Source organism: Myxococcus sp. AB056 (genome assembly GCF_006547365.1).
GTDB classification, from domain to species: Bacteria; Myxococcota; Myxococcia; order Myxococcales; family Myxococcaceae; genus Myxococcus; species Myxococcus virescens.
Map to the genome: position 1 here is coordinate 19,483 of NZ_VHLB01000054.1, position 24,502 is coordinate 43,984.

The window sequence follows — 24,502 nt, forward strand, 5'->3', positions numbered from 1 at the left end:
CGAGGGCCAGGGCTGGAGGCGGGGCGCCTCCAGCTCCGGGCTCCTGCTCAGGCGCCCGGAGGCGAATCCGGCCGGGATGACTTCTCCACCCTTTGAAGGAATGGATTGAGCACGTTGGCGAAGCGTCTGGGCTGCTCCAGGTGCGCCATGTGGGATGCGTTGTCTATCACCACCAGCTCGGCGTTCGCCATGGCCTCGCTGTAGCGCCTGCACAGGCGGGGCGTGGTGAAGTCATGCTGGCCGCAGATGAGCAAGCTGGGCACGGTCAGCGACGGGAGTCGATCGAGGCGCTCGTAGTCCCGCAGACTGCCGGTGATACGGAACTCAGTCTTGCCCCACAGGCTGTCCCTGACACTGGCGTTGGTGTGGCTGGAGACCTCCATCAGCGCGTCGGGCCATGGGCTCATCCGGCACATGTACTGCTCGGAGAAATGCAGGGTTGCCTCGAGATAGTCGATGGAGGCGACGGTGCCGCCGTTCAGCGCCATCATCAGATGGCTGGAGACGTCAGCCGGCAGCCTCTCCAGCAACTGCTGCATCTCCAGCTGATGTTGCCTGGCGCTCAGGACGGGGGAGAGCATGGTCAGGCTCAGCAAGGTCCGCGGGTTCGCCAGCGCATAGTCGCAGGCGAGCATGGTGCCGGCCGAATGCGCCAGCAGATGGAAGGCATCGAGCCGCAGCCGCCGGACCAGGGCTTCCAACTCCGCGACGAAGCGCTCAAGTCGCCAGAGGGATGCATCCTTGGGCTGGTCCGAACGGCCGCAGCCCAGTTGATCATAGACGATGACGGGATGTTCCGGGACCAGGGCCGCCAGCGACCTCAGGTAACCATGCGGCGTTCCGGGTCCACCGTGGACGACCAGGAGGGGCGGGCGCACGGCGGACGCGTTGAGCACCTCGTACCAGATCTCTCCCCCTTCCACCGGGCAGCGGCCTGTGGCCGCGCCCTGGAAGTCGTGCGTGCCCGGGACATTCACGGTAGTGGGAGTGCTGCGCGGGAGCTCGGTGCTCATCAGGTGGACTCCTTTGACGGGGTGACGAGGGGGGAGTGCTGGCGGAGCGCTTCGGCGATATGGGCCACGTTCGGCATGGTGTTCATGCTGAGGTGGTTGCCTGGAATGGAGATCTCCTGACACGGCCCCGTAACGAGCTTTCGCCAGTGGCTGTACTGGCCGGACGGGAATTCGGCGATGGGCTCTTGATGCGAGAAGAACAGGAGCGGTCCCCCGTAGGGAGCCGGCACATAGCGTTGCATGAGCTCGCCATGGCACAACCAGGTTCGGATGAAGCGCGGCAGGAACTCGGCGGACAGCAAGTCCTCGAAGGCCGTGCCACGTGCGCGGCTCGCCAGATACCGAACCTTCTCCTCCAGGCTCGGTAGGGCGCTCAGCGCCTCGTGGGAGAAGCTCAGCCCACGCAGGCCGTATCTGGCCAGGTAATCGAGAATCTCCAGCTCGTTCATGCTCGTGGGGAGGTTGCCGTGAGCGGGGCTGTCAATCAGCGCCAGCCCCGGAGCGAAGCCGTGGCGTCGCTCGACGATGCCGGCCATGTGATAGGCGACGATTCCGCCGAACGAGGAGCCGCCCAGACGGTAGGGTGGGTGGACGCCCTGGCTCTCCAGCAGGGCGACATAGGCCTCGGCCATGGCCTCGATGCTGTCGAACCTGGCGCCCCCGTCGAGCATGGGTGAGCGGATTGCGAGGACGGGCTGCCCCGGGGGCAGGCACTGCGCCAGCTCCCGGTAGAAATACACGTCACCGCCGATGGGATGCACCAGAACGAGTGGTTCGGCCTGAGGGTTGCCCTTCTTGAGCACCACGAGGGAGCTGTCGGAGAACGTGTGGCCGGCCAGGTGCTGTTGCAGGTGCGTCGAGATGGCCCGGAGCGTGTGTTGCTCCAGGCTCATGAACTCCAGCTTCAGGCCGAGTCTTCGTTCGATGGCGGCGACCAGCCGGACCGCCGCCAGCGAATCCCCGCCCTGCTCAAAGAAGTCGTCATCCAGCCGCGCATCGGGAACCCCGAGCAGTCTCCGCCAGATGTCCGCGACGGCCTCGGTCAGTTCGTCGCCCGCGAAGGATGTTGGCTCCTGTCGCGGCGGGCTCGCGGCTGGCGGGGCGTTCTTCTCCGCCCCAATCCAGTGCGACTGACGGGTGAATGGGTATGCCGGTAGGCGTACCCGGTCCTTGGCGCTCAGGCCATGGTAGGCATCACTGTCGATGGCATGGCCCAAGCCCCAGAGCCCGCCCAGCGCCGTCGCGAGGTCGGCGCAGGCGCGCTCGGGCTGCTCGGCCCTGGGTTGCGTGGGGAGCACCTGGGAATCGCCGCGTGCGGGGTGGCGCTGCGCCAGTCGAGTCAGGATGTGGCTCGGCCCGACCTCGATGCAGGTGGCCTGGCGCAGCCGCGTATCCTGGAGCAGGGTGGTCAGCCCATCGTGGAAGCGCACGGTCTGGCGAAGGTGCTGGGCCCAGTAGCGTGGCGTCACGACCTCGGCCGGGTCGGCCCAGGCTCCGGTCGTGTTGGAGAGGAACGGGAGCCGCGGCGGCTGGAGCCGCAGCCGTGCGACGCGGGCCTCGAATTGCGCGAGCACCGGGTCGAGCAGCCGCGAGTGGAAGGCATGGGACACCTTCAACGGCTTGCTTGCGATTCCCTCCTTCGCCAGCGCCGCGGCGAGGTCACCGATGGTCTCGGCGCCGCCAGAGAGGATGCAGTGGTTGTCCTCGTTGATGGCCGCGATGTCGACGCCGTAGCGCTCAGCTCGCTCTCGCAGCGCGTGAGCCGCCTGGGAGACCGCGAGCATCCTGCTCTCGGGAAGGGACGCCAGCAATCGGCCGCGCTCGAGGACCAGCAGGAGCGCGTCCTCCAGGGAGAACACACCCGCCAGGCATGCGGCCGTGTATTCGCCGAGGCTGTGGCCAATCATCGCCGCGGGCCTGATACCAAGGTCGATGAACCAGCGCGCCAGGGCGTACTCGAGGATGAACAGCGCGGGCTGGGTGACCTGCGTGTGATGGACTCGCTCGTTCCAGCCGAGGATGTCCTCCTCGCCCATGTCGCTGGAGAGGTGAGGCTGGAGGATGGCCAGGCACCGCTCGACGTTCCCACGGAAGCGCGGCTCGTGCTCGTAGAGCGAGCGGCCCATGCCGGCGTACTGGGCCCCCTGGCCGGGGAACATGAAGACCACCGGGCCCACGCCCTGTTTGGCCAGGAGGCCCGGTTGGGGCGTGTGGAGGGCCTGGAGCAGGGCTTCCCTATCCGCCCCGACCACCACGCGGTGGTGGGGGAACCTGTGGCGGGCGACCTGCAACGTGTAGGCTACCCTGTTCAGGTCGAGCTGGGGATGGGCCTCCAGGTGTGTCGCCAGCTGGGCGGCTTGTCGCTCCAGCGCTTCGGCGCTGTGGGCCGACAACACCAGCAGGTGCTGGGCACGGGGCCGCGTGGGCGTGGGGGCGGTCGTGCTCGGCGGAGCCTGCTCCAAGACGACGTGCGCGTTGGTTCCGCCGATGCCGAAGGAGCTCACGCCGGCGCGCAGCGGCCCCTCGGCCGTCCATGGCCGGGTCTGGGTGTTGACGTAGAAGGGGCCGTGCTCGAAGTCCATGCGCGGATTGGGCTCCTGGAAGTGCAGCGTGGGCACCAGCGTCCGATGTTCGAGACAGAGGACGGTCTTGATCAGCCCGGCGATGCCGGCAGCCACGTCGAGATGGCCGATGTTGGTCTTCACGGAGCCCAACGCGCAGTAGGGCGCCGGGCCAGGTGTGTCGCCAAAGGCCGCCTTCAGTCCCTCGAACTCAATCGGGTCGCCCAGGACGGTGCCGGTGCCGTGGGCCTCGATGTAGCTGATGCTCCGAGGGGAGATTCCCGCCTTGCGGTGGGCCGCGCGAATCACGTCGGCCTGTCGCTTCTGGCTCGGCGCGGTGTAGCCAATCTTGTCCCGGCCGTCGTTGTTGATAGCGGTGGCCTTGATGACCGCGCGGATTGCGTCTCCGTCCGCGAGCGCCCGCTCCAGTGGCTTCAGCACGACGATGCCGACGCCCTGGCCCTCCAGGGTGCCCTGGGCCGCGCTGTCGAACGCCCGGCACCTGCCATCCGGAGAGAAGACGAGGCCCTCCTGGTGGAGGTAGCCCCGCTTCTCCAACTGGCCAATGGACACGCCGCCAGCCAGCGCGACGTCGCAATCACCCGACTGCAAGGCCAGACAGGCCTGATGGACCGCCACCAGCGAGGAGGAGCACGCGGTCTGCACGGTCACCGCCGGGCCGGTCAGGTTCAGCTTGTAGGCGACCTTGGTGCAGAGGAAGTTCGCCTGGGTGTTGACCATCACCTGGTACTGAGCGGACAGGTCGCCAGCGTCCAGGGTCGGCTGGACGTAGTCGCGGTCGTAGTTGTTCTGACCGGCGCCCGCGTAGACGCCGATGTCCCCCTGATAGGTGAAGGGGTCGCAGCCTGCGTCTTCCAGGGCATGCCACGCGCACTCCAGGAACAGGCGGTGCTGGGGGTCCATGAGCTCGGCCTCCTTGGGGGAGTAGCCGAAGAACGCGGCGTCGAAGCGCTTGAAGTCCCTCAAGCGGCTCTGGGCCCGGACGTAGCCGGGCTGTTCGAGGAGGCTTGCCGGCACGCCGGCCTCGAGCAGCTCCTCGCGACTGTAGTGCTGGGTCGCCTCGTGGCCGGACGCCAGGTTGTCCCAGAACTCCCGCAGGTCATCGGCCATGGGGAAGCGGCCCGCCATGCCGATGATGGCGATGTCCTGGTGCCCTGTCGCCGTGGTGACCCGCTCAGCGCGGGCCGTCGGGGCCTCCTCGCGGGGGGCGCCGCCCTGGAGGTGCTCGCTGAGCATGGCAATGGTCGGATACTTGAACAGCTCGACCATGCTGACGCGCTCTCGCAGGTGCCCGGGCAGCCGGATGTAGAGCTTGGTGAGCAGGATGGAGTTTCCCCCCAGCTCGAAGAACCGCTCGTGGACGCCGACCTGCTCCAGGCCGAGCACCTCCTTCCAGAGCCCCGCGAGCAGCGTCTCGACCTCGCCGCGCGGCGGCGTGATGGACTTGCTCCGGACCCCTCCTGGCAACGGGAGGGCCGTCACGTCCAGCTTTCCGTTGACCGTCAGTGGCAGCTGCCGCAGGTGCAACAGGGCGTTGGGCAGCATGTAGTCCGGCAGCAGCGTCGCCAGATGGGCGGCGAGCGCGCTCTCGTCCAGCGGCGCGTCGGACAGGTAGTAGCCGAGCAGCACCTGGTTCGCCGTGCTTGCCTCGGCGGAGGATGCCCCGAGGTGGGCGATCCGCGCGAGGCCTTGCTTCACCCCCGGGAAACGGACGATGGCGCTCTCGATTTCCCCCAGCTCGATGCGATGGCCACGGATCTTGACCTGATTGTCCACCCGTCCGAGGAACTCGAGCTCGCCATTCTCCCGCCAGCGCGCCAGGTCTCCGGTCTTGTACAGCCGGGCGTTGCGATTCGCGCGGCGCTCGTCCGCGGTCTGGAATGGGTTGGCGATGAACCGCTCGGCGGTCAGCTCGGGACGGTTGAAGTAGCCCCGCGCCACGGCCTCTCCGCCGAGGTGCAACTCTCCGACGGCGCCGACGGGCAGCAGCCGAGCCTGGGCGTCGAGGACGTAGGCCGTCTCATTCGCCAGCGGTCGGCCGATGGTGACCGGCGTGGTGTCATCTGGCGGCGTGTCGAGGTAGGCGCGGGAGGTGGACCAGATGGTCGTCTCGGTGGGGCCGTAGACATTCACCAGGGGCAGCCCGCGGCGTCGGACCTTGTTCAGCAGATGGCGCTCCAGCCTCTCACCGCCCACCAGGAGCCTGGTCGCGTCGTGGGAAATGAGCGCGTCCAGCTTCATCTCCAGCAGGCTCGGGGTCATCTGGATGAAGTCGTACTCCGCGCAGCTCAGGCTGGTGAACGACGTGTCACCCAGGTGCAGGCGCCCGCCGCTGAGCAGGGGCAGGCCGTACTCCAGACCAAAGATGTCGAAGACATAGTTGGTCATGCTGTAGGTGCTCAGCGGGCCCGGGGTGGGAAAGTACTGTTCGCGCAGAGCGCGGAGGGTTCCCATGAAGGCCCGGTGCTCGATCATCACGCCCTTGGGCTGACCCGTGGTGCCGGAGGTATAGAGGATGTAGGCGAGCTGTGTCGGCGCGACGGGCCGCGACAGGTTGCCTTCCGCTTCTTCGCTCCAGGGCGGGGCGGCGCTGTCCAGGGCGAGGGTGGTCAGGTCCGGCTGGAGCCGGGCCAGGCGTTGCTGGTACTTCCCCTGGGTCAGCACCAACCGCGTCTTGCTGTCCGCGAGGATGCGCGCGACGCGATCATCGGGATAGGTGGGCTCCACCGGAATGTAGGCCGCGCCCATCTTGAGGATGGCCAGCAGGCCAACCATCGTGAGCTCACCACGGTCCACCAGCATGAGCACGGGTTCTTCCGCGCGGAGCGGGAGCTGGCGCAGGGCATGGCGCGCGACCTTGTTGGCCAGTGCGTTCAGCTGGCCATAGCTCAGGGGGCGGTCCCTGTGCTCGAGGGCAACGGCCGCGGGGGACGCCGCCACGACCCTCTCGAAGGCCTGGTGGATCGTCAGCTCCTGGCGCTGCTCGCTGTCCGTGGCGTTCTGCCCGCGGAGCACCCACTGCGCTTGTGCTTCTGAAAGGAAGGACAAGGAAGTGGGGCTGCGCTCGAGGTCGCCCTCCAACTGGATGAGGAGTTGCTCGACGCAGGAGAGCAGGCGCTCGATGGCGGCGGGCTCGAACAGCTCCTCGGCGAAGTCCAGGTGCCAGACCAGGCCGCCGTGCTGCTCGCCAATTGAAACCACGAGGGGATAGTCGCGCTTCTCGTAGCGGGCCTTGAACACGGCGTTGATCAGCCGGTCATCGGAGGTATTGGCGCTGTTCGGGTAGTTCTCGTAGATGAACAGGCTGTTGAACAGCCGCTCCCCGTTGCGCTGGAGGCTCGCCAGGTCGATGGTGCTGCGCTGGTTGATGTCGTTGACGTCGCCCTGGAGCCGAAGCAGCTCCTCCCGCAAGGTCGAAGCGGGAGGCGTGTGCCGGACCCGGAGTGGAAGGGTGTTGAGGTGCAGGCCGACCGAAAGCTCGATGTGGTCCACCGGGAGGTCGCGTCCGGCCACCACGGTGCCGACCACGGTCTGGGCGCTGCGTCCGAAGATGCTGAGTGCCTTGTGCCATGCATACTGCAACAGCACGTTCGGAGTGACGCCGGCTTCTCGCGCCGTGCTCCTCAACCGATCCATCCGCGCGGGGCTGAGTGACAGGCCGCGCTGGCCCTGTCGTTGAACCCGCTTGCACTGGGCGATGTCGGTAAGCACACGGCCCTCCCGCAGCAGACCTCCGAGGTCGCAGCCGCCGTCGAGGTCGCTCAGGTAGGCACGCCAGAATGCCTCGTGCTCGCGGTGGTGGCGCTGGAGGTAGCGTTGGCTCGCGGGGTAGCTGTCCACGGGCAGCTCGGGAGGTCTGCCCTTCACGAGGGCGCGATAGAACCCGTGCACGGTGTCCAGCAGGAGCGGGCTGCTCCAGCCATCGAGAATCGCGTGGTGCGTGTTGAAGAGGCAGGTGTAGGACGTCTCGCCGCGCTTGAGCAGGTAGACTCGGAAGAGGCTGCCGGCGCTCAGGTCATAGGGGGTGTTTCTGTCCGTTGCGAGCAATTGCTCAAAGGCCTCGTCCTGCAATGCCGGGCTCTGCCCGACGAGGTCCAGGTAGCGCCAGTTCAGTTGCCCTTTCCGGTCGACGACCTGGAGCATCTCCTCCTGCCAGTCGAAGCGAAGTCGCAAGCTGCTGTAGGCCCGTTGCGTCCAGCGCCAGGCGTCCTCGAGCAGCGCCGGGTCGATGGTGCAGGGGTACTCCCACACCGCCTGCACGCGGTAGGCCTCGTCGACGTGGGCCTGTTGCAGCGCGTGGTAGATGAAGCCCTGCTGCAGGCTGTTGGCGAGGAACACGTCCTCGATGTCGCGCTCCGCCTGAAGCCGCTCCAGCAAGGCTGGGGAGACGCGCAGGTCGAGGTCGCTGACGGTCAGGTAGCGGCGCGAGCACGACGCGGTCCGCTGGATGAGTTCCGCCAGGGACGCCTCGAACGCATGGGCAAGCCGCCGCGCTCGCTCCGGCTCGGTGCGACAGGTGAGGATGAAGCGCAGATGCCCGCCGGCGACCATCCCGGCGAGGTTGATGCTGTAGGGCAACAGGTTGTCGGGGTGCAGGGCGCCGCCGCCGGGCTCGTCGACAATCTGCCAGTCGCCATGCTCGCTGGACGCCTGGCCGACCTGTCCGAGGTAGTTGAAGCAGATGTGGGGCAGCTGCCCGAGGGAATAGCCGAACAGCGCGCCGTACCCCACGCCCTTGTTGGGAATGGCGCGCTGCTGGTCCTTGATGGACTTGAGGCTGTCGAGCAGGTCTTCCCCGGCGGACAGCCGCACCGGGAACATGCTGGTGAACCAGCCGAGCGTGCGGCTGACATCCAGATGCTCGGCGATGTTCTCGCGCCCATGACCTTCCATCAGGATGTGGTGCACCGGGTCGCCCGTGACGGCGCGCAGGGCATGGGCGAACGCGGTGAGCAGCAGGTCGCCGACCTGGGTGTTGTAGGCCCGCGGGCAGTTGCGCAGCAGTTGGCGGGTCTGGAGCTCGCTGAAGGCGATGTGCAGTTCCACCGGCGCACCGCTCGGCGGTCGCTGGGCGGGGGGCTGGTAGTCGGCGAGCACGCCGCGCCAATAGGCGCGCTCGTCGTCGTGTCGCTGGGCGTACTCGGCCATGGCGTGCCCCCACTGACGCACGCTGGTGCCCTTGGCCCCGAGGGCTTCGCCCCGGCAGAGCGTGGCCAGATCCTCGGCCAGGATGCGCCAACTGACGCCGTCGACGATGAGGTGATGCAGGGCGAAGAACACCCGGCTGCTGCCGTCCTGGTAGCCGTCGAGATACCCGAAGCAGTGGGTGGGGCCATGTTCCAGGTCGAAGCCGCCTTGCCACTCGGTCAGCCGGTCCTGCAATGCCTGCTCGAACGCGGCGCTGCCCTGGGGGAAGCCTAGCGTGCGGACATCCAGATGCCGGAGGGACGCGGTCCCTGCGTCCCCGGTGTGGATCTGCGTGGGCTCGCCCGCCGGCGTCATCCGGTAGCGCAGGCTGAAGGCGTCATGACGCGCGACCAGGGTGTTCAGGTGCCCCTGGAGTTCATCAAGAGAAAGGGCGGGGGTCCTCACCAGGAAGGACTGGTTCCAGTGGTGCGCGCGGGGAAACCGATGGGCGAAGAACCAGGATTGGATTGGCGACAGGGGGACCTCGCCGGTGAGGGGGCCCTCCTCACCGTGCGTGTTGGAGTCCTCCCGCGCCACCGCGTCGCGCAGGACCTGGTCATAGAAGCGCTCGATGGTCTTGTGGGCGAAGATGTCGCGGACGCTGAGTTTCACCCCGAAGTGCTGGCGCAGGCGGCCCACCATCTGGATGCTGACGATGCTGTCCATTCCCAGGCGGAGCAGGTCGTCGCGGATGCCCAGCTGCTCCTCCGGCATTCCCAGGACCTTGGCCCAGATTGCGCGCAGCGATGCCTCACGTTCATCTCGCGGCTCCGCGCGCTGGGCACCGCCACCGAGGCCGGGGACTGGCAGGGCATTGCGGTCCAGCTTGCCGTTGGCGGTGAGCGGCAACTCGCGCAGGTGCACCAGCGCGGCAGGCACCATGTACTCCGGCAGGCTGGTGGCCAGCCGCTCGAGTAGGGCCTGCTCGTCCAGCGCCTGCTCCGCTACGTAGTAGCCCACCAGATACTGCGCGCCGTGACCTCCCTGCCCCTGGTTCTTGACCAGCACGACGCTCTGCTTGATGGCCGGATGACGCAGAAGGGCGTTTTCAATCTCCCCAAGCTCGACACGGTGTCCGCGCAACTTGACCTGGAAGTCGTTGCGGCCCAGGAATTCGATATACCCTTGCGCGGACCAGCGCCCGAGGTCGCCGGTCTTGTACAGTCGTCCCAGCGTCGGGTGTTCGATGTAGCGAGCACGAGACAGCGTTTCGTCCCGCCAGTAGCCGAGCGCCACACCCATGCCACCGATGTGGATTTCACCCGTGACACCCACGGGGCAGTGGCACAGGGCCGGGCTGAGCACGTACATCTTCTGGTTGGGCATGGCCACGCCATAAGGGATGCTGGTCCATTCGGCGGGGACGGTCTCGACGGGGTACCAGATGGACCAGATGCTGCCCTCGGTGGCGCCGCCCATGCTCAGGACCTCGGCGTTGGGCGCGAGCGCACGGAGCTGATCGGGCAGCCGCGTGGGAATCCAGTCACCGCTGAGCATGAAGGCCCGCAGCGAGCTGGAGGTCTTGCCGCCGTGCTTCATGGCGTCGACCAGGAGGCCGGCCAACTGGGGCACGGTGTTCCACAGGGTGACTTGCTCACGCTCGATGGCCTCCAGCCACGCAGAGGGGTCCTTCGTGGCGCGTGGAGGCGTGAAGACGATCTGCCCGCCAGCGGCCAGCAGGCCGAAGAGGTCGTAGACGGAGAGGTCGAAGCTCAGCTCGGAGAGCGCCAGCACCTTGTCCGTTGGGCTCACCGCGAGGCGCTGATTCACGGCATGGATGGTGTTGAGCGCGCCGCGGTGGGAGATGGTGACGCCCTTGGGCTTGCCGGTGGAGCCGGAAGTGAAGATGACATAGGCCACGGCATCGGCGTCGACCTGGGGCAGTGGCTGCGCTGGCGCCTCCTCGTCGGCGCGTGCCAGCAGTTCGTCGATCACCAGCAGGCGGTATCTGCCACCCAGTTGTGTCCGCACTTCGGTGTCGTCGTACTGCGCCTGGGAGACCAGTAGCAGTGATGCTCCAGCCTGGCTCAGGACGTCGCCCACCCGGCCTGCGGGCCATTCGCTGTGCATCGGCAGGTAGCCGTAACCGGCCTTCATGATGGCGCAGCAGGCCACCACCTGGTGGTAGCCCTTTTCGAGCAGGACGCCGATCAACTGGGGCCTGCTGCCGTCGGCCTCCAGGGTATCGCCGCCAAGCTGGTACAGCACCCGGGCCAGTCGCTCGGTGTGCGAGAGCAGCGTGGCGTAGGTGTAGCGTTCGTTCCTGCCCAGGTCGACCACGGCGATGGCGGACTCGAGCCCGCGTTCCCGGCAGTTGCGCTCGTAGACGCTGAACAGGGTGTCGTCACTGCGATCGAGGGTCGCCTGATTGGCCGCGTGGATGATGTCGCGGTCGCGGGTGGGCAGGTAGCGTTCGAAGGGGAGCTCCTCGCGCCAGTCGTGCTCCGCCAGGTGTTCGATGAGCGCACAGTAGAGCCGGTTGAGGTGTTCGATGTAGCCGGCGTCGAACAGTTGCTCCACGTACAGCCACTTGCTCATGAAGCGGTCGCCGACCTCGATGGCCTGAAGGTCGATCCATGCTTGGGACGTCTGAGCGCACCAGTAGCGCTGCTCGATGAGCTCGCTGTCCTCCAGGAAGGAGGTCCGCTCGAACTGGCGTGTCTGGTTCCCGACCACGCCGGTGAAGATGATGGGGGAGACCGCTTTGTGGGAGTCCAGGCCGTGCAGCCGGCTCAGCTCGCGCTGCACCTCGAGGCCGGAGTAGAGCGCGTGGGAGATGTCCTCCCACAGGACATCGTGGGTTCGGCGCAGGAGCGACTGCGCGTCTGGCCCTGTCTGGTCGAAATGGAACAGGGTGGTCGAGGTGAAGTCCCCGAGGATGGCCTCGACGTCGTCGCACACCGCGTAGCGATTGAAGAGCGTCAGGGTGATGAGGAACTCCCGGGAGCCCGAGAAGTAGGAGATCAAGCTCCCGAACAGGCCGAGCAGCGCGGAGGAATAGGAGACGTTGTTGCGCTGTGCCTGGGCCTTGAACCGCGCCCATGTCCCTGGCTCGACGTACAAGGTGTGCTCGGCGAAGCGCGGCTGCGTGATGCTCTCGGGGGATTGCTTGAAGGCGAGCGAGGGCCGAAGCGGTAGGGTTGGCAGCCGGGCTTGCCAGTAGGCCTTGTCACTCTGATACCAGCGAGATTCTTTGAGCAGGCTGGCGTGGTCCTGGTAGTCCTTGAACGTCACCCGCGGCAGCCTGGGGCGGATGTCCACGCCTCGGTAGAGGTCGTTGAGCAGACCCAGCAGCATCAGCCGGCTCTGCACGTCGAGGATGAGCAGGTCGATGCTGATATGCAGGACACAGCGGTCCTCGAAGCGGCTCACTTCGAAGGTGAACAGGGGGAACCGCTCCGCATCGTAGACATGATGAGAGAGGCGCGCGCGGACGGGTTCGAGCAGGGCCGGCGTGTAGCGCTGTGCCTCGAAGCGATGGACCCTGACCACGTAGGGGGGGATGTCTTCCAGGGGCAAGTAGCGCTGCCGAAGGTGCTCGATGGAGTACACCGTTCGCAGCACGTCGCACTCGGCGATCAACCGGTTGAGCGCCGCCTCGAGTCTGTCGATGTCGAGCTGGGGATGGTGATACTCGTTGTAGATATGGTTGGCGACGTTGCCGATCTCATAGTGACCCAGTCGGCCAATGAGATAGGCCTTCTGGATTTCGGTCATGGCGAACCACTCGCCGCGCTCCGGCCTGGGCAGCAGCGGCAGCGCGGCCAGGTCCGCCTCGCCGGTCACCCCATGAAAGTCGCTGGGGGTGTACTCACCTCCCTGCTTTTCGAGGCAGTACGTCAGCAACGTGGAGAGCTGCCGATCGAGAGCCAGGAGGAACCTCTCGGTCAGTGGCATTTCCATGCGCGAGTCGAGCCGCAGGTGGAATCGACCGTTGACCACGAAGGCGAAGATGTTGAGGAGGACGCCGCTCTGGTTGACCGAGGGCATGGCGTCGCCGCCGTCTTCCGGGACGAGCCGCCATGCGTCCGGGGGGGCGCCGTCCCTGTCCAACTGCCCCAGGTAGTTGAAGCAGATGGGGGGGAGGGACTGCTCGCCGTAGCCCAGCAGGCTCCCGAAGCCCAGGCCCTTCTCGGGGATTGCGCGCAGCGCCTCCTTGACCTGCTTCAGCCCTTCGCCGAGGTCGCTCGCGACGCTGAGGCGTACGGGATACAGGGTGGTGAACCAGCCCAGGGTCCGGGTGATGTCCAGCGTCGCGTCGAACTCCTCGCGGCCATGCCCCTCCACCATCAGGTGATGGATGGGATTGCCGTCCATTTCCCGCAGGGCGTAGCCGATGGCTGTCAGCAACAGGTCGTTGACCTGGGTGTGGTAGGCGCGATGGGCGCTGCGCAGCAGGACGTCCGTTTGCGCCTCGTCGAGGCTGAGCTGGCGCTGATGGGGCGTACCGGGCGCGGGGGCGTAGAGCCAGGGATGCTGGGACGGATGGTGGTCGGCGAGCAGCTTTCGCCAGAACTCCCGCTCGGCCGCGTGGAGCTCCTGGTAGCGCGCCACGCTGGCCACCCATTGGCGGTAGCTGCTTCCTTTCGCGCCAAGCGGGCGCTGCTCGTACATGGCCTGGAGGTCGTCGATCAGGATGTGCCAGCTGACGCTGTCGACGATGAGGTGATGCAGGGCGAAGAACAGCCGGCAGCCCCCCTCGGCGTAGCCTTCCAGGAGGCCGAAGCAGTGCAGCGGGCCTTGGTGGAGGTCGAAGTGGCTCTGCCAGTCGGTCAGCCTTTGGTGCAGCTCCTCTTGGAAGGCGGCTGTGCCTTCGGCCGCCGCCAGGGTGCGGACGTCCAACCGGCGCAGGGGGGGAACGGGCGCGGAGGGGGCGTAGAACTGCCGCGGTTCACGCTGCCCGGGGATGGGCTCGTAGCGTAGACGGAAGGCGTCGTGGTGCAGCACCAGGGCTCGCAGCGCCTCCTCCAATCGCTCGGGAGCCAGGGGGGGCGTCTTCACCAGGAACGCCTGGTTCCAGTGGGCGGGCCGCGCGAAGTCCTGGGCGAAGAACCAGGACTGGATGGGGAGCAGTCCGAGCTCGCCCTCGAGCAAGCCTTGCTCGGTCACGGACTCCGAGGCGCGAGCCTGTTCGGCTTCCCGCGCCAGCAGGTGGTCGTAGAAGCGCTCCAACGTCTTGTGGGCGAAGACGTCCTTGACGGTGACCTTCAAGGCCAGCTGCTGGCGAAGGCGGCTGACCAGTTGGATGGCGATGATGCTGTCCATGCCCAGGCTGAACAGGTCGTCACGGATTCCCAGCCGGTACGCTTCCAGTCCCAGGCGTTCGGCCCAGAGCGCGCGGAGCTGCTCCTCCCGCGGGTCCCGAGGGGGGACGTACTGCTCGCGCTCCGGCCGCCGTGGGGCGGGTAGGGCGTTGCGGTCAAGCTTGCCGTTGAGGGTCAGCGGAACATGGGGGAGGAACACCAGCGCACTGGGCACCATGTGCTGGGGCAGCTTCTCGTTGAGGTGTCGCAGCAGCGCTGCTTCATCCAGCGGATGCGCGGAGACGTAGTAGCCGACCAGTACCTGGGCCGCGTCCGGATCGCCGGTGGGCGTACGGACCAGTGCCAGGCCCTGCTTGACCCCGGGAAACCGGGCCAGGGCGGCTTCTATCTCCCCCAGTTCCACGCGCTGCCCACGAATCTTGACCTGGAAGTCGTTGCGGCCGAGGTACTCGAGGTTGCCGTCCGGCAGCCAGCGGACCAGGTCGCCGGTGCGGTAGATCCGTGAGCGGGAGGCGTCGCGCTCGCTCGGAGCGGCGAAGGGGTTGGGGATGAAGCGCTGCGCGGTGAGCTCGGGACGATTCAGATACCCCCGTGCTAGTCCGACTCCGCCCAGGAACAGCTCACCGATGGCGTGGATGGGCAGGGGCCGAAGGGCCTCGTTGAGTACGTAGACCTGGGTGTTGTCGATGGGCTTTCCAATGGGGACTGAGTCGAGCGCGCGGTCCGTGCAATCGAAGTGCAGCACGTCGATGGAAGCCTCGGTGGGGCCATAGAGGTTATGGAGCCGCACCGCTGGCAGCAGCGCATGGGTGTCCCGCACCTGATTGAGGGGCAGGGCCTCGCCGCTGCAGAAGATGTAGCGCAGGCTCGACAGGCGCGACGGCGTCGCGCGGGCCCGCAGGCTGTCCAGGAAGACGCCGAACATCGACGGGACGAAGTGAACGACGCTGATCGACTCCCGTTCCATCAACCCGAGCAGGTAGTCGACGTCCTTGTGGCCCTCCGGCTCTGCGAAGACGACACAGGCGCCATACCAGTTGGCCCAGAGCAACTCCCAGACCGACACGTCGAAGACGTACGTGGTCTTCTGGAGGATCTTGTCGGTCTCCTGCAGTGGGTACTGCTTGTTCATCCACTGGAGGCGGTTGACCAGCCCCGTGTGCTCGGACATCACCCCCTTCGGCTTGCCAGTGGTTCCGGAGGTGTAGATGACGTAGGCGAGCGCCTCGCCGTCGATGACGGAAGCGGGGTTGTCGCGGGGGTGCTGTGCGAGCATGGCGCGGGTGCTGGCGCTGTCGATGGCGAAGACGTGTGCGCTCGGCTGGCGGTCGCGCCAGGAGGGCAGGTAACGCTCCTGGGTGAGCAGCACCGGAGCCCGCGTGTCCTCGAGGATGAAGTCCCGTCGCTCTGGGGGGAAGCTGGGGTCGATGGGGACGTAGGCGCAGCCGGCCTTGAGGATGCCCAGCACCGCCACCAACATGTCCTCGCTGCGGTCCAGGCAAAGGCAGACGAGGCTTTCTGGCGCCACTCCGCCTTCGGTCCGCAGCCAGTGTGCCAGTTGGTTCGCTCGCGCATTCAGGTCCCGGTACGTGAGGCGCGTGTCCTGATAGATCACCGCCAGATTGTCCGGAGTCCGCAGCACCTGCCGCTCGAAGAGCTGGGCCGCGGTCAGTCCACCCTCGAAGGGGGCCTCCGTCTCGTTCCAGTCCACCAGGATGCGCTGCCGCTCGCTCGGGCTGAGCAGGCTCAGGTGATGGACCGGCTGGTGGACGCTGTCGATCGTCAGGTTGGAGAGCAGCGTCTGGTAGCCGTCGAGCAGTGCCTGGATGAACGCTTCCTCGAAGCTGTCACGGGCATAGGTCACGGTGAACGAGACGTGCTCGCGGTGCTCCCGGGCCACCAGGGTGATTCCGAACTTCTCCGCCAGATCCGGGTGAGGCAGCACTTCATAGGAGATGCTCGCCGGGAAGCGATCGACCGGCTTGAAGTTGTGCAGGGTGAAGAGCACCTGCATCAGCTCGGATAGCTCCTCGCTGTTGCCCATCTGCTCCGCCAGCATGTTGACGTTGAGCTGGTGGTGCTGGTTCAAAAAGAGCAGTTCCTGCTGTACGCGCTCGGCGTTCCACAGGAAGCTCTCGCTGGCCTGGTATTCGGGGACCAGCGGCAATGTGTTGATGAAGGGACCGATGGCGTGACGGAACTCGTCGGGGCGGTTGGCCACCGTCAGGCCGATGGGGAAGCCGGGCTCGCTGTTCGAGAAGGTCGCCAGGGTTTGGTAGAGGGCGGTGAACAGGAGGGAATACAGCCCCAGGTTGTGTCCGCTGGCGACGCCCCTGAGCCGCTGGCAAGTGTCGGCGTCGAGGGTGAAGGTCAGGGTGCCGGCGTGATTCTCCTGGGACGCCAGCACCTTCTTTCGATTGAGCTGGAGCTTCTGCGCTTGCTCCAGCTTGCGAACCAGGACCCGTCGGGCCTCACGATAGGTGGGGCTGTCGCACTCCACCTGTTGGTAGGCGGCGTGGTCGAAATAGTCGAGCGCCCGGCTGGCATCATCCGGACTGACTCGCGTCGCGCCGTCGCCAGACGCCTCGTAGCAGGCCATCAACTGCTGGACCAGCAGCTCCGCGGAGTAGGCATCGGAGAGCAGGTGGTGGTGGCAGAGGCTGACGACGACGTCCGGGGTCCCCGTCACTTCCAGCACCTCGGGGCGGAGCAGCGGCGCGCCGGGCTCGAATCCCATCCGGGCTCGCGCTTCGCAAGCCTGGCTTAGGGCGACCGACTCCACCCGGACATGCTGGATGGGGTGCTGCTCCAACTCCCAGAACGTGAAGCTCAGGTCCTCCGCGACGCTCATGCGGAGGATGGGGTGTCGTTCGAGCAGTGACACCAGGGCCGCGTCGAGCCGCTCCAGGTCGGCGTGCTGGAGCCGGACGAACAGCGGAATGGTGTAGGTGTAGGGGAGCGCGTCTATCCGACTCTGGAGGTACATCCCCTTTTGGATGGAGTGCAGCGCGCGTGGTCTCTGCCCAGCCGGCAGCTTGAGGTACACGCTGTCGCGGGCGCGCTGCGCCGAGTCGATGCCGTTGAGCGCAAGCAGGTCAAGGAGTTCGCCCTTGTGCTGCCGGACCTGTTCCTTGAGCGCATCGGGAAAGCCCGTGTCCTTCGGGACACTGTAGCCTAGCTGGCCGCCGCCCTTGAGCCACAAGACGATGCCGTGTGCCTTCAGTTCGCCGAGCAGTTGCAGCAAGACCATTAGAGTTCCCCCTCTTCACGCGTCGCGGCTTCGGGCGCGGGGACGTAGGCCCGCGCCAAGGCGCTGATGGTGTTGTGCTGATAGATGTCTTTGAGCTTGATGTTCAGCCCCAGCTCGACGTTGAGCGCCCTGACCAGACGCATGGCGGACAGGGAGTTGCCGCCCAGGCTGAAGAAGCTCTGGTCGGTGCTGACGGAGTCTTCCGGGAGGTCCAGCGTCTTCTGCCAGATGCTCGCCAGGGTGGCTTCGACGGCGTTCTTCGGCGCCACGCGGGGCATGCTGAAGTCGATGGTGGGGAGCCGGTCGACGGCGAGCTTGCCGTTTGGCGTCAGCGGCAGGCTCTCCAACAAGTGGTAGAATTCCGGCAGCATGTAGTCGGGCAGCACGCTGGCCAACTCCCGGTTGAGCGCGCCGCGAAGCGCCTCGCGCTGGAGTGGGCTGTCCGGCTGCGCCTGCGCGCTCGGCTCGATGGGGCCCACGGCCATGCCGTAGATGCCGTGTTCGGTCAGCTTCACGCCGAGCATGCAACTGCCGAGCTCTCGTTCATGGAGCTCATCCGCGAGGCGCTGGGACAGGTACCCGGCCGACACGAGCATCTGGATGCTCTCGTCACCCTCGAACACGACGGCGTACTGGGCCTGACGAAGGATGGCGTGGGCGTCAGCGACCTTCCCGGGGATGGCACCGTGGCTCACGGGGAACCGGCCTGGGCCCGCCACCTCGGCGTAGCTGCGCCCGTCCTCGGCTTTCTGGAAGCAGCGCGGGACCAGTGGCGCTGGCTCGAAGCCACTACCTTCACCACCAAGGATGATCCGGCAGACGACGGTGTTGTCCGTGTCGAGCGGATGCTCCATGAGCACGACTTCGTGCGCGATCCGCTGCTCCCTCAGACGCTCGCTCAGGAAGCGAAGGATGTGCCCGAGCTCGAGCAATGCCAGGCGCCGGGACTGAGCGCCGTAGAGAGGCGTGATGGCCGGCCAGTGGATGCTCAGGGCGAGCTGATCGCGGTCATCGTCGTCGAACAACTCGGCGGAAGTCCCCTCGACGTTACACAGCTGATGTCGCACCGGGTGGAAGTAGTACGAACCCCGGGGGAGGCCGGCCGTGGCGCTGCCGAGCTTCAACCAGGAGCGGACCGGATAGGTGCTGCCAGCCGAAGGGTAGCGGTACTTGGGCAGGGCCCGGCCCTCCAGGCGCATCGCCGCCAGCGGCGTGAGCAATGCCGCGAGCGTGGTCCGGTCGAGCTCCCGGTGGACGAGCGAGAGCATGGGTTGCCTGGCGCCAAGTGTCTCCTGCACGGCCTCGACCAGCGAGGCAGACTCCATGGGGCGTGAGAGGAACTGACGGTAGCTCTTCCGAAGGCACCATGCGCCTTCGTCCGGCACGATGGGCAGGGGGTGCTGCGTGGTCGCGTCATCCAGGAGGCCGTGAGAGGCCAGCAGGAAGCTGTCCAGCTGGATGTGTTCCGCTGGGCGGTCGGGCTCGGGAGTGGGCACCAGGTATGCCACCACGTGCTCCCGACCCTTGCTCTTGTGGATGCGCACGACGGCGCTGTCCACGCCGGGGACCTGGCACAGCTTCGCTGAAATCTCTTCCAACTCGACGCGGTAGCCGTTCAGCTTCACCTGGAAGTCGTTGCGACCGAGGAACTCGATATGTCCCGCGCGGGACCAGCGACCTTGGTCCCCGGTTCTGTACAGCCGGCCAAGGTGGGGGTGTTGGATGAAGCGCGCTTCACTCAGGGCTGGGGCCCGCCAGTAGTTGAGCGCGACCCCCTCGCCACCGATGTAGATTTCACCGGTGACTCCGACTGGGCAGTGCTGCAACTGACCGTCCAGCACATACATGCCTTGGTTGGGCATTGCCGTGCCGTAGGGAATGCTGCTCCAGGACGGGTCGACCTGCGCGATTTCATACCAGATGGACCAGATGCTCCCCTCAGTGGCGCCTCCAAGGCTCATGACCAGGCTGTTGGGGCACTGGCCACGAATGCGGCCAGGGAGGCTGGTGGGAATCCAGTCACCGCTCAGCAGGAAGAGCCGGAGGGACGCGAGCCGTCCGGTGCTGCCAGAGGCTTCGTCGAGCAGCAGCCCCGCTAGTTGAGGCACGGTGTTCCAGAGCGTGATTCCGTGCTTCTCCACGAGCTCCAGCCAGTGGGCGGGGTTCTTGGTTTCGGCCTGGATGGGGAAGACGATGTTTCCGCCCGCCGCCAGCACGCCGAACAAGTCGTAGACGGAGAGGTCGAAGCTGAGCTCGGACAGGGCGAGCACGCTGTCACGGGAGGAGACCTTGAACCGGCTGTTGATGGCGTCAATGGTGTTGACCGCGCCCCGGTGGCTGATGGTCACGCCCTTGGGCTTACCTGTCGATCCGGAGGTGAAGATGACGTAGGCGACGTCGTCCGGGTGGACGTCTGGCAGTGTCTGCTCGGAAGAGGCGAGCGGTGCCTGAGCCTCGCTCGAGACGAGCGCATCGAGGTCCAGCAGCTGGTACCTACCGGCGAGGGCCTGGATTTCGTCGCGCTCGAGCTGTGCCCGCGAGGCAAGGATGACGGGCGTATTGGCCTGGACCATGACCTCGTCGATACGCCCTGCAGGCCACTCGCTGTTGAGCGGCAGGTAGGCCGCGCCCGACTTCATGATGGCCAGCGTGGCGACCACCTGGAGATAGCCCTTCTCTGAGAGCACGGCGATCAGCGCCGTGGGCGACCGGCGTCGCAGCGCCGCGAGCTGGAGCGCCAGGCAGTGGCTATCCCGATGGAGCTGGCCATGGCTGAAGGTGCGCCCCAGGGCGACGTCCGTCACGGCGGTCCTGGCTTCCCAGCCCTGTCTGGAGAACTCCTGCTCGTAGCGCCCGAAGAGGGTCTGACTGGCACGCGGCTGCCGCGCGCTGTTGGCTTCGTGGATCAACGCAAGGTCATGCGCGGGTGCCTCGATGGCCGGGAAGGCCGCTGTCTCCCAGTCCAGTCGCGCCAGCCCCTCGATGGCGGCGCAGTAGGCCGAATGCATGTCGGAGATGACCTGCTCGTCGAAGAGCTGCTCGACGTAGTCCCACTCGGCGACGAAACCGTCGTCGGTCTCGTAGGCCTTGTTGTCGAGCCAGACCTGGGCCGTCTGCGAGATGGCGTAGTCGATGCCGAGGTAGCTGTCTCCCAGCGGCAGCTCGAACATGCTCGCCTTGCCCTTCATGCCGAGCACGCTGGTGAGCACCGCTGGGGCAATCACCTTGTTGCCAGGGATTCCGCGCTGCATCTTCAGCAGACGCTGGAAGTCGATGCCATCGAACAGGTTGTGCTCGATGTCCTGCAACAGCGCGTCGTGAACACCGCGCAGCTTTTCGACGATGGTCTTTCGGGGCTCGAGGCGGTAGTCGAAGAGTTCAAGGACGGTGAAGTCGCCGATGATGCCATCGATGTCGGCGTGCAGCGGGAGCCGGTTGAACAGGGTCAGGTTGACGCACAGCCGCTCCTGTCCGCTCCAGCGGCTCAGGACCTGGCTGTAGAGCTCCAGAATCAAGGCCGTCGGGCTGATTCCGTGTCGCCTGCACCTGGCCAGCAGGCGCTCCCACACCGAGGTGGGGAGCGTCCGGCTCATCCGCTTGAAGTGGGGCTTGACGATGCTCGAAGGATGGACCGCGAGGGGGAGCTTCAGCTCGAGCTCGTAGGCATCTGCCTTGCCCTCCCAGTATCGGCGCGCCTTGGCGAACAGCTCGCCCTCCCGGATTCGTTCATAGGCCAAGACGTAGTCCCGGTACGTGACGCCGAGGCAGGGCAGCTGCTGGGTGGGGGACTGATACAGCTGGCTCCACTCCTCGAAGAGGATGCGGAAGCTGGCCATGTCGATGATGATGGCATCAAAGCTGATGTGCAGCCGATAGACGCCATCTAGCCGGCTCACGACGATGTCGAAGAGCGGGTACTGGTCGGGATCATAGACCTTGTGGGAATACCGGGCACGGAGCTCCTCCAGCTCCGCCACGCTCCGCAGTTCGTGGACGGCGATGGCGTAATGGCCGTGCTCGCGCAGGAAGTGTTGCTGCCCGTCGTTGAACTGGGTGCGCAGCGCTGGATGGCGCGCGATGAGTCGGTTGAGTGCCGCCTCGAGCCGTGCCGGGTCGAGGCGCCTGTAGCGGAACTCACTGTAGACGTGGGTCGAGATGTTGCTGAGTTCGAAGCTGTTGAAGCGGCCGAAGTAGTAGCCTTGTTGTACGTTGTTCAGCGGGAATGGGGTGTGCAGCGCCTCCTCGTCGATGCCGTGGATGAGATGGTCCTGGTAGGCGAAACGTCCCAGGCTCGCGCTCACCACGTCGGAGAGTCGCTCGATGGTCCTGGCATCGAAGATGTCGCGGATCGTGATGTTGGCCTTCAGCGCGCTGTTGATGCTGTTCATCAGGCGTATGGCCGAGATGCTATTGCCGCCCAGGCTGAAGAAGCTGTCGGTGATGCCGATGCGCTGCTCCGGCGCCTCGAGAACCTTCGCCCAGAGTCCGTGCAGGTGCCGGTGCAGCTCGGTCGCGGGGGGGACGTGGACGCCGGTCCTCGCGAGGGAGGGTGGGGGCAGTGCGGCGCGGTCGACCTTGCCGTTTTGATTCAGAGGCAGGCGCCGCAGGTGCATGAGGGCGGCCGGGACCATGTAGTCCGGCAGGCAGGCTTCCAGGTGAGCCCTGAGTCGGGCGTCTTCGATGGGTTCCGGCGCCACGTAGTAGCCCACCAGGAACTGGTTCTCACTGGAGCCATGGGCCCCATGCCGCATGACCACCACCAGGCTGTGCTCGACGGTGGGGTGCTGCTTGAGGGCACTTTCGATTTCGCCCAGCTCGATGCGGTGACCTCTCAGCTTGACCTGGAAGTCATTGCGGCCGAAGAACTCCAGGTTGCCGCAAGGCAGGTATCTGACCAGGTCGCCGGTTCGATAGAGCCGCCCACCGGGCGTACCCGGCAGCGGGTTGGGGACGAAACGGGTGGCGGTGAGCTCCGGGGCGTTGAGGTAGCTGCGGGCCAGCCCCTGGCCGCCGATGTACAACTCTCCCGGGACGCCCGGCGGCAGCGGTTGCTGCTCCGCGTCGAGGACGTAGCACTGGGTATTGGCCAGCGGTCTTCCAATCAAGACCCGGCTCTCGTGCTCGTCGAGGAGGAACGTGGTGGACCAAACTGTGGTCTCGGTGGGGCCGTAGACGTTCCAGCACTCGATGACCGATGCCACGAGCTGACCGGCCAGGGACGGTGGCAGGGCCTCGCCGCCACACAGTGCGCGGATGGCCAGCTTCCGGCCCTTTAGATGCGGGACAATCGTCTGCCACAGCGAGGGCGTGGCCTGGACGACACTGACTCCTACCTCTTCGATGAGGAACAGCAGCTTGCTCGGGTCGAGTAGATCCGCTTGTTCTGCGACAACGAGGCTGCCGCCACGCATCAGCGGCATGAGGAGTTCCAGGGTGGAGATGTCGAAGGCGACGGTGGTGACCGCGAGGATTCGATCTCCCGCGGTGAAGGACAGGCGGGCGCTGATATCGGTCGCGATGTTGACGAAGCTCTGGTGCTCCACCGCGACGCCCTTGGGCTTGCCGGTGGTGCCGGAGGTATAGATGACATACGCCAGAGCTCGGCTCGTCGAGTTCGCTCCCAGGTCCTCGGAGCCCATGGCCTGGAGCGCGTGTTGGACCTCCTCCGAGTCGAGAACGATAGGTGACTGGGCGGTTTGGCGGTGCAGCCCCGCTTCGAGCTTCTGGATGCACGCTGAATCCGTGAGGAGCAAGCTCACGCGGCTGTCGTCCAGGATGCTGAGCGTGCGGCTGACGGGGGAGGCGAGGTCGAGCGGCACATAGGCGCAGCCCAGCTTCAAGATGCCGAGGATGGCGACGAGCAGCTGCTCGCTTCGAGAGTGGTAGAGCGCGATGAGCGAGCCAGGGAGGACTGCGTGGGCCTCCTGGAGATATCTGGCCAGTTGATTGGCGCGTTGGTTCAACTCCCGATACGTCAGCTTGACGTCTCGATGAATGACCGCGACCTCGTCGGGCCTGAGCCGGGCCTGCTCCTCGAACAGCCCGTGGATGGTCTGGTCGGAGGGGAAGCTTCTCTCCGTCTGGTTCTCCTCGATGACATAGCGCTGGATGAGCGCGTCGGGGAGGGCGAGCAGCTGGCGGAAGCAGACGGCTCCCCGGACGAAATCGTCCAGTCTGGAGATGAAGAGCTCAATGTGCTCCCAGAGGTGCGCGAAGAAGGGATGGTCAACCGCGCTGACCTTCAGGTGCTGACTGGCGCTGTGGTAGCTCAGGGTGAGCGGCGCGGCCGAGTGGAGTCCTGGTGAGTCGTAACAAAGACAGAGTCCAGGGGGCGGGCCGTCAAATGCGGTGTCGTAATCGAAGAAAGTGTTGTCCTGGATGCCGTAGATGGGACGGTCAAGCAGATCGCGGAGGGAGGGGAAGTCGCTTCGCCCGCGGACCTCGATGGCCTTGCGCATCCTGGCGTGGCCGACCCTCGACTCATACTCATAGCAACCATCCTGGCGAGCGTTGAGCAACACCTGGAGGCCGAGCCCCAGCAACTCGAACTCAATCGAGGAGAGGTTTCGGTCCAGCGTACGCTCGAAGAGAGGGCGCTCGGGCGACGTGGCTGGCCCGAGTGCGTCCAACAGGGAGAAGCAGTCCTCTCGTTCTGCCCGCTGGCGGGCTTCCTCCGAGAGGTGCTGGAGTGCTCGACTCAGCTCGGCGAGCTCCGCCAGGTGATTGTTCCCGGGCGCGAGCGGCGAGAGTCCTTCAGGCTCGTCTCCCCGCGCCAGGAGGATGAGGCTGTCGATGCAGACGTTCTTCGCGGCCTCGATCAGGGTGCTCACGCTCGGGGTCGCGGTTCCGGGGAGCGATCGCTGGCAGAGCAGGGCATGTCCATTACCCCTGCCGAGCCATGCGCTGAATGAGCCGACATCCCCGTGCGTGAGCTGGAGCGACAGCGTGTCGAGGCCGAACGGGCTCCTGGGCGCTGTCGTGTTGAACTCCAGGTCGATTGGGTGGTGAGACACCTCCTCCGCGTCCACGAGCGTGAAGTTGAACGTGAACCGTTCACTCCACTCCTTGCTCAACTCCGCAGGGGGACGCAACACGTAGGCGCAATGGCCGGCGTCGATCAGGTAGTCGATGATTTCAAGCGCCAACGCGTGGAAGTCGGTATTCACCAATACATTGAGCACTCTCATGGATTCCTCGACGTGGGGA

The 24,502-nt window shown here is 66.2% G+C and carries 3 protein-coding genes; all 3 read right to left on the minus strand.

All coding sequences use genetic code 11. The features are described from left to right. Positions 1-47: 47 nt before the first annotated feature. The 3 genes from FMP39_RS22740 to FMP39_RS22750 are packed head-to-tail and all read right to left on the minus strand — an operon-like array spanning position 48 to position 24,483. The gene (locus tag FMP39_RS22740; protein WP_141592362.1) at positions 48-1,013 is read right to left on the minus strand and encodes a proline iminopeptidase-family hydrolase; all 966 of its coding nucleotides are present in this window, start codon (positions 1,011-1,013) and stop codon (positions 48-50) included. Beyond that, a complete protein-coding gene (locus tag FMP39_RS22745) occupies positions 1,013-17,296 on the minus strand; it encodes a non-ribosomal peptide synthetase/type I polyketide synthase (protein WP_141592363.1) in 16,284 nt (5,427 codons plus the stop codon). The genes FMP39_RS22740 and FMP39_RS22745 overlap by 1 nt, the downstream gene beginning before the upstream one ends. Beyond that, positions 17,296-24,483, minus strand: a complete 7,188-nt coding sequence (locus FMP39_RS22750) for a non-ribosomal peptide synthetase (protein WP_141592364.1) — start codon at positions 24,481-24,483, stop codon at positions 17,296-17,298. The genes FMP39_RS22745 and FMP39_RS22750 overlap by 1 nt, the downstream gene beginning before the upstream one ends. Positions 24,484-24,502 lie beyond the last annotated feature (19 nt).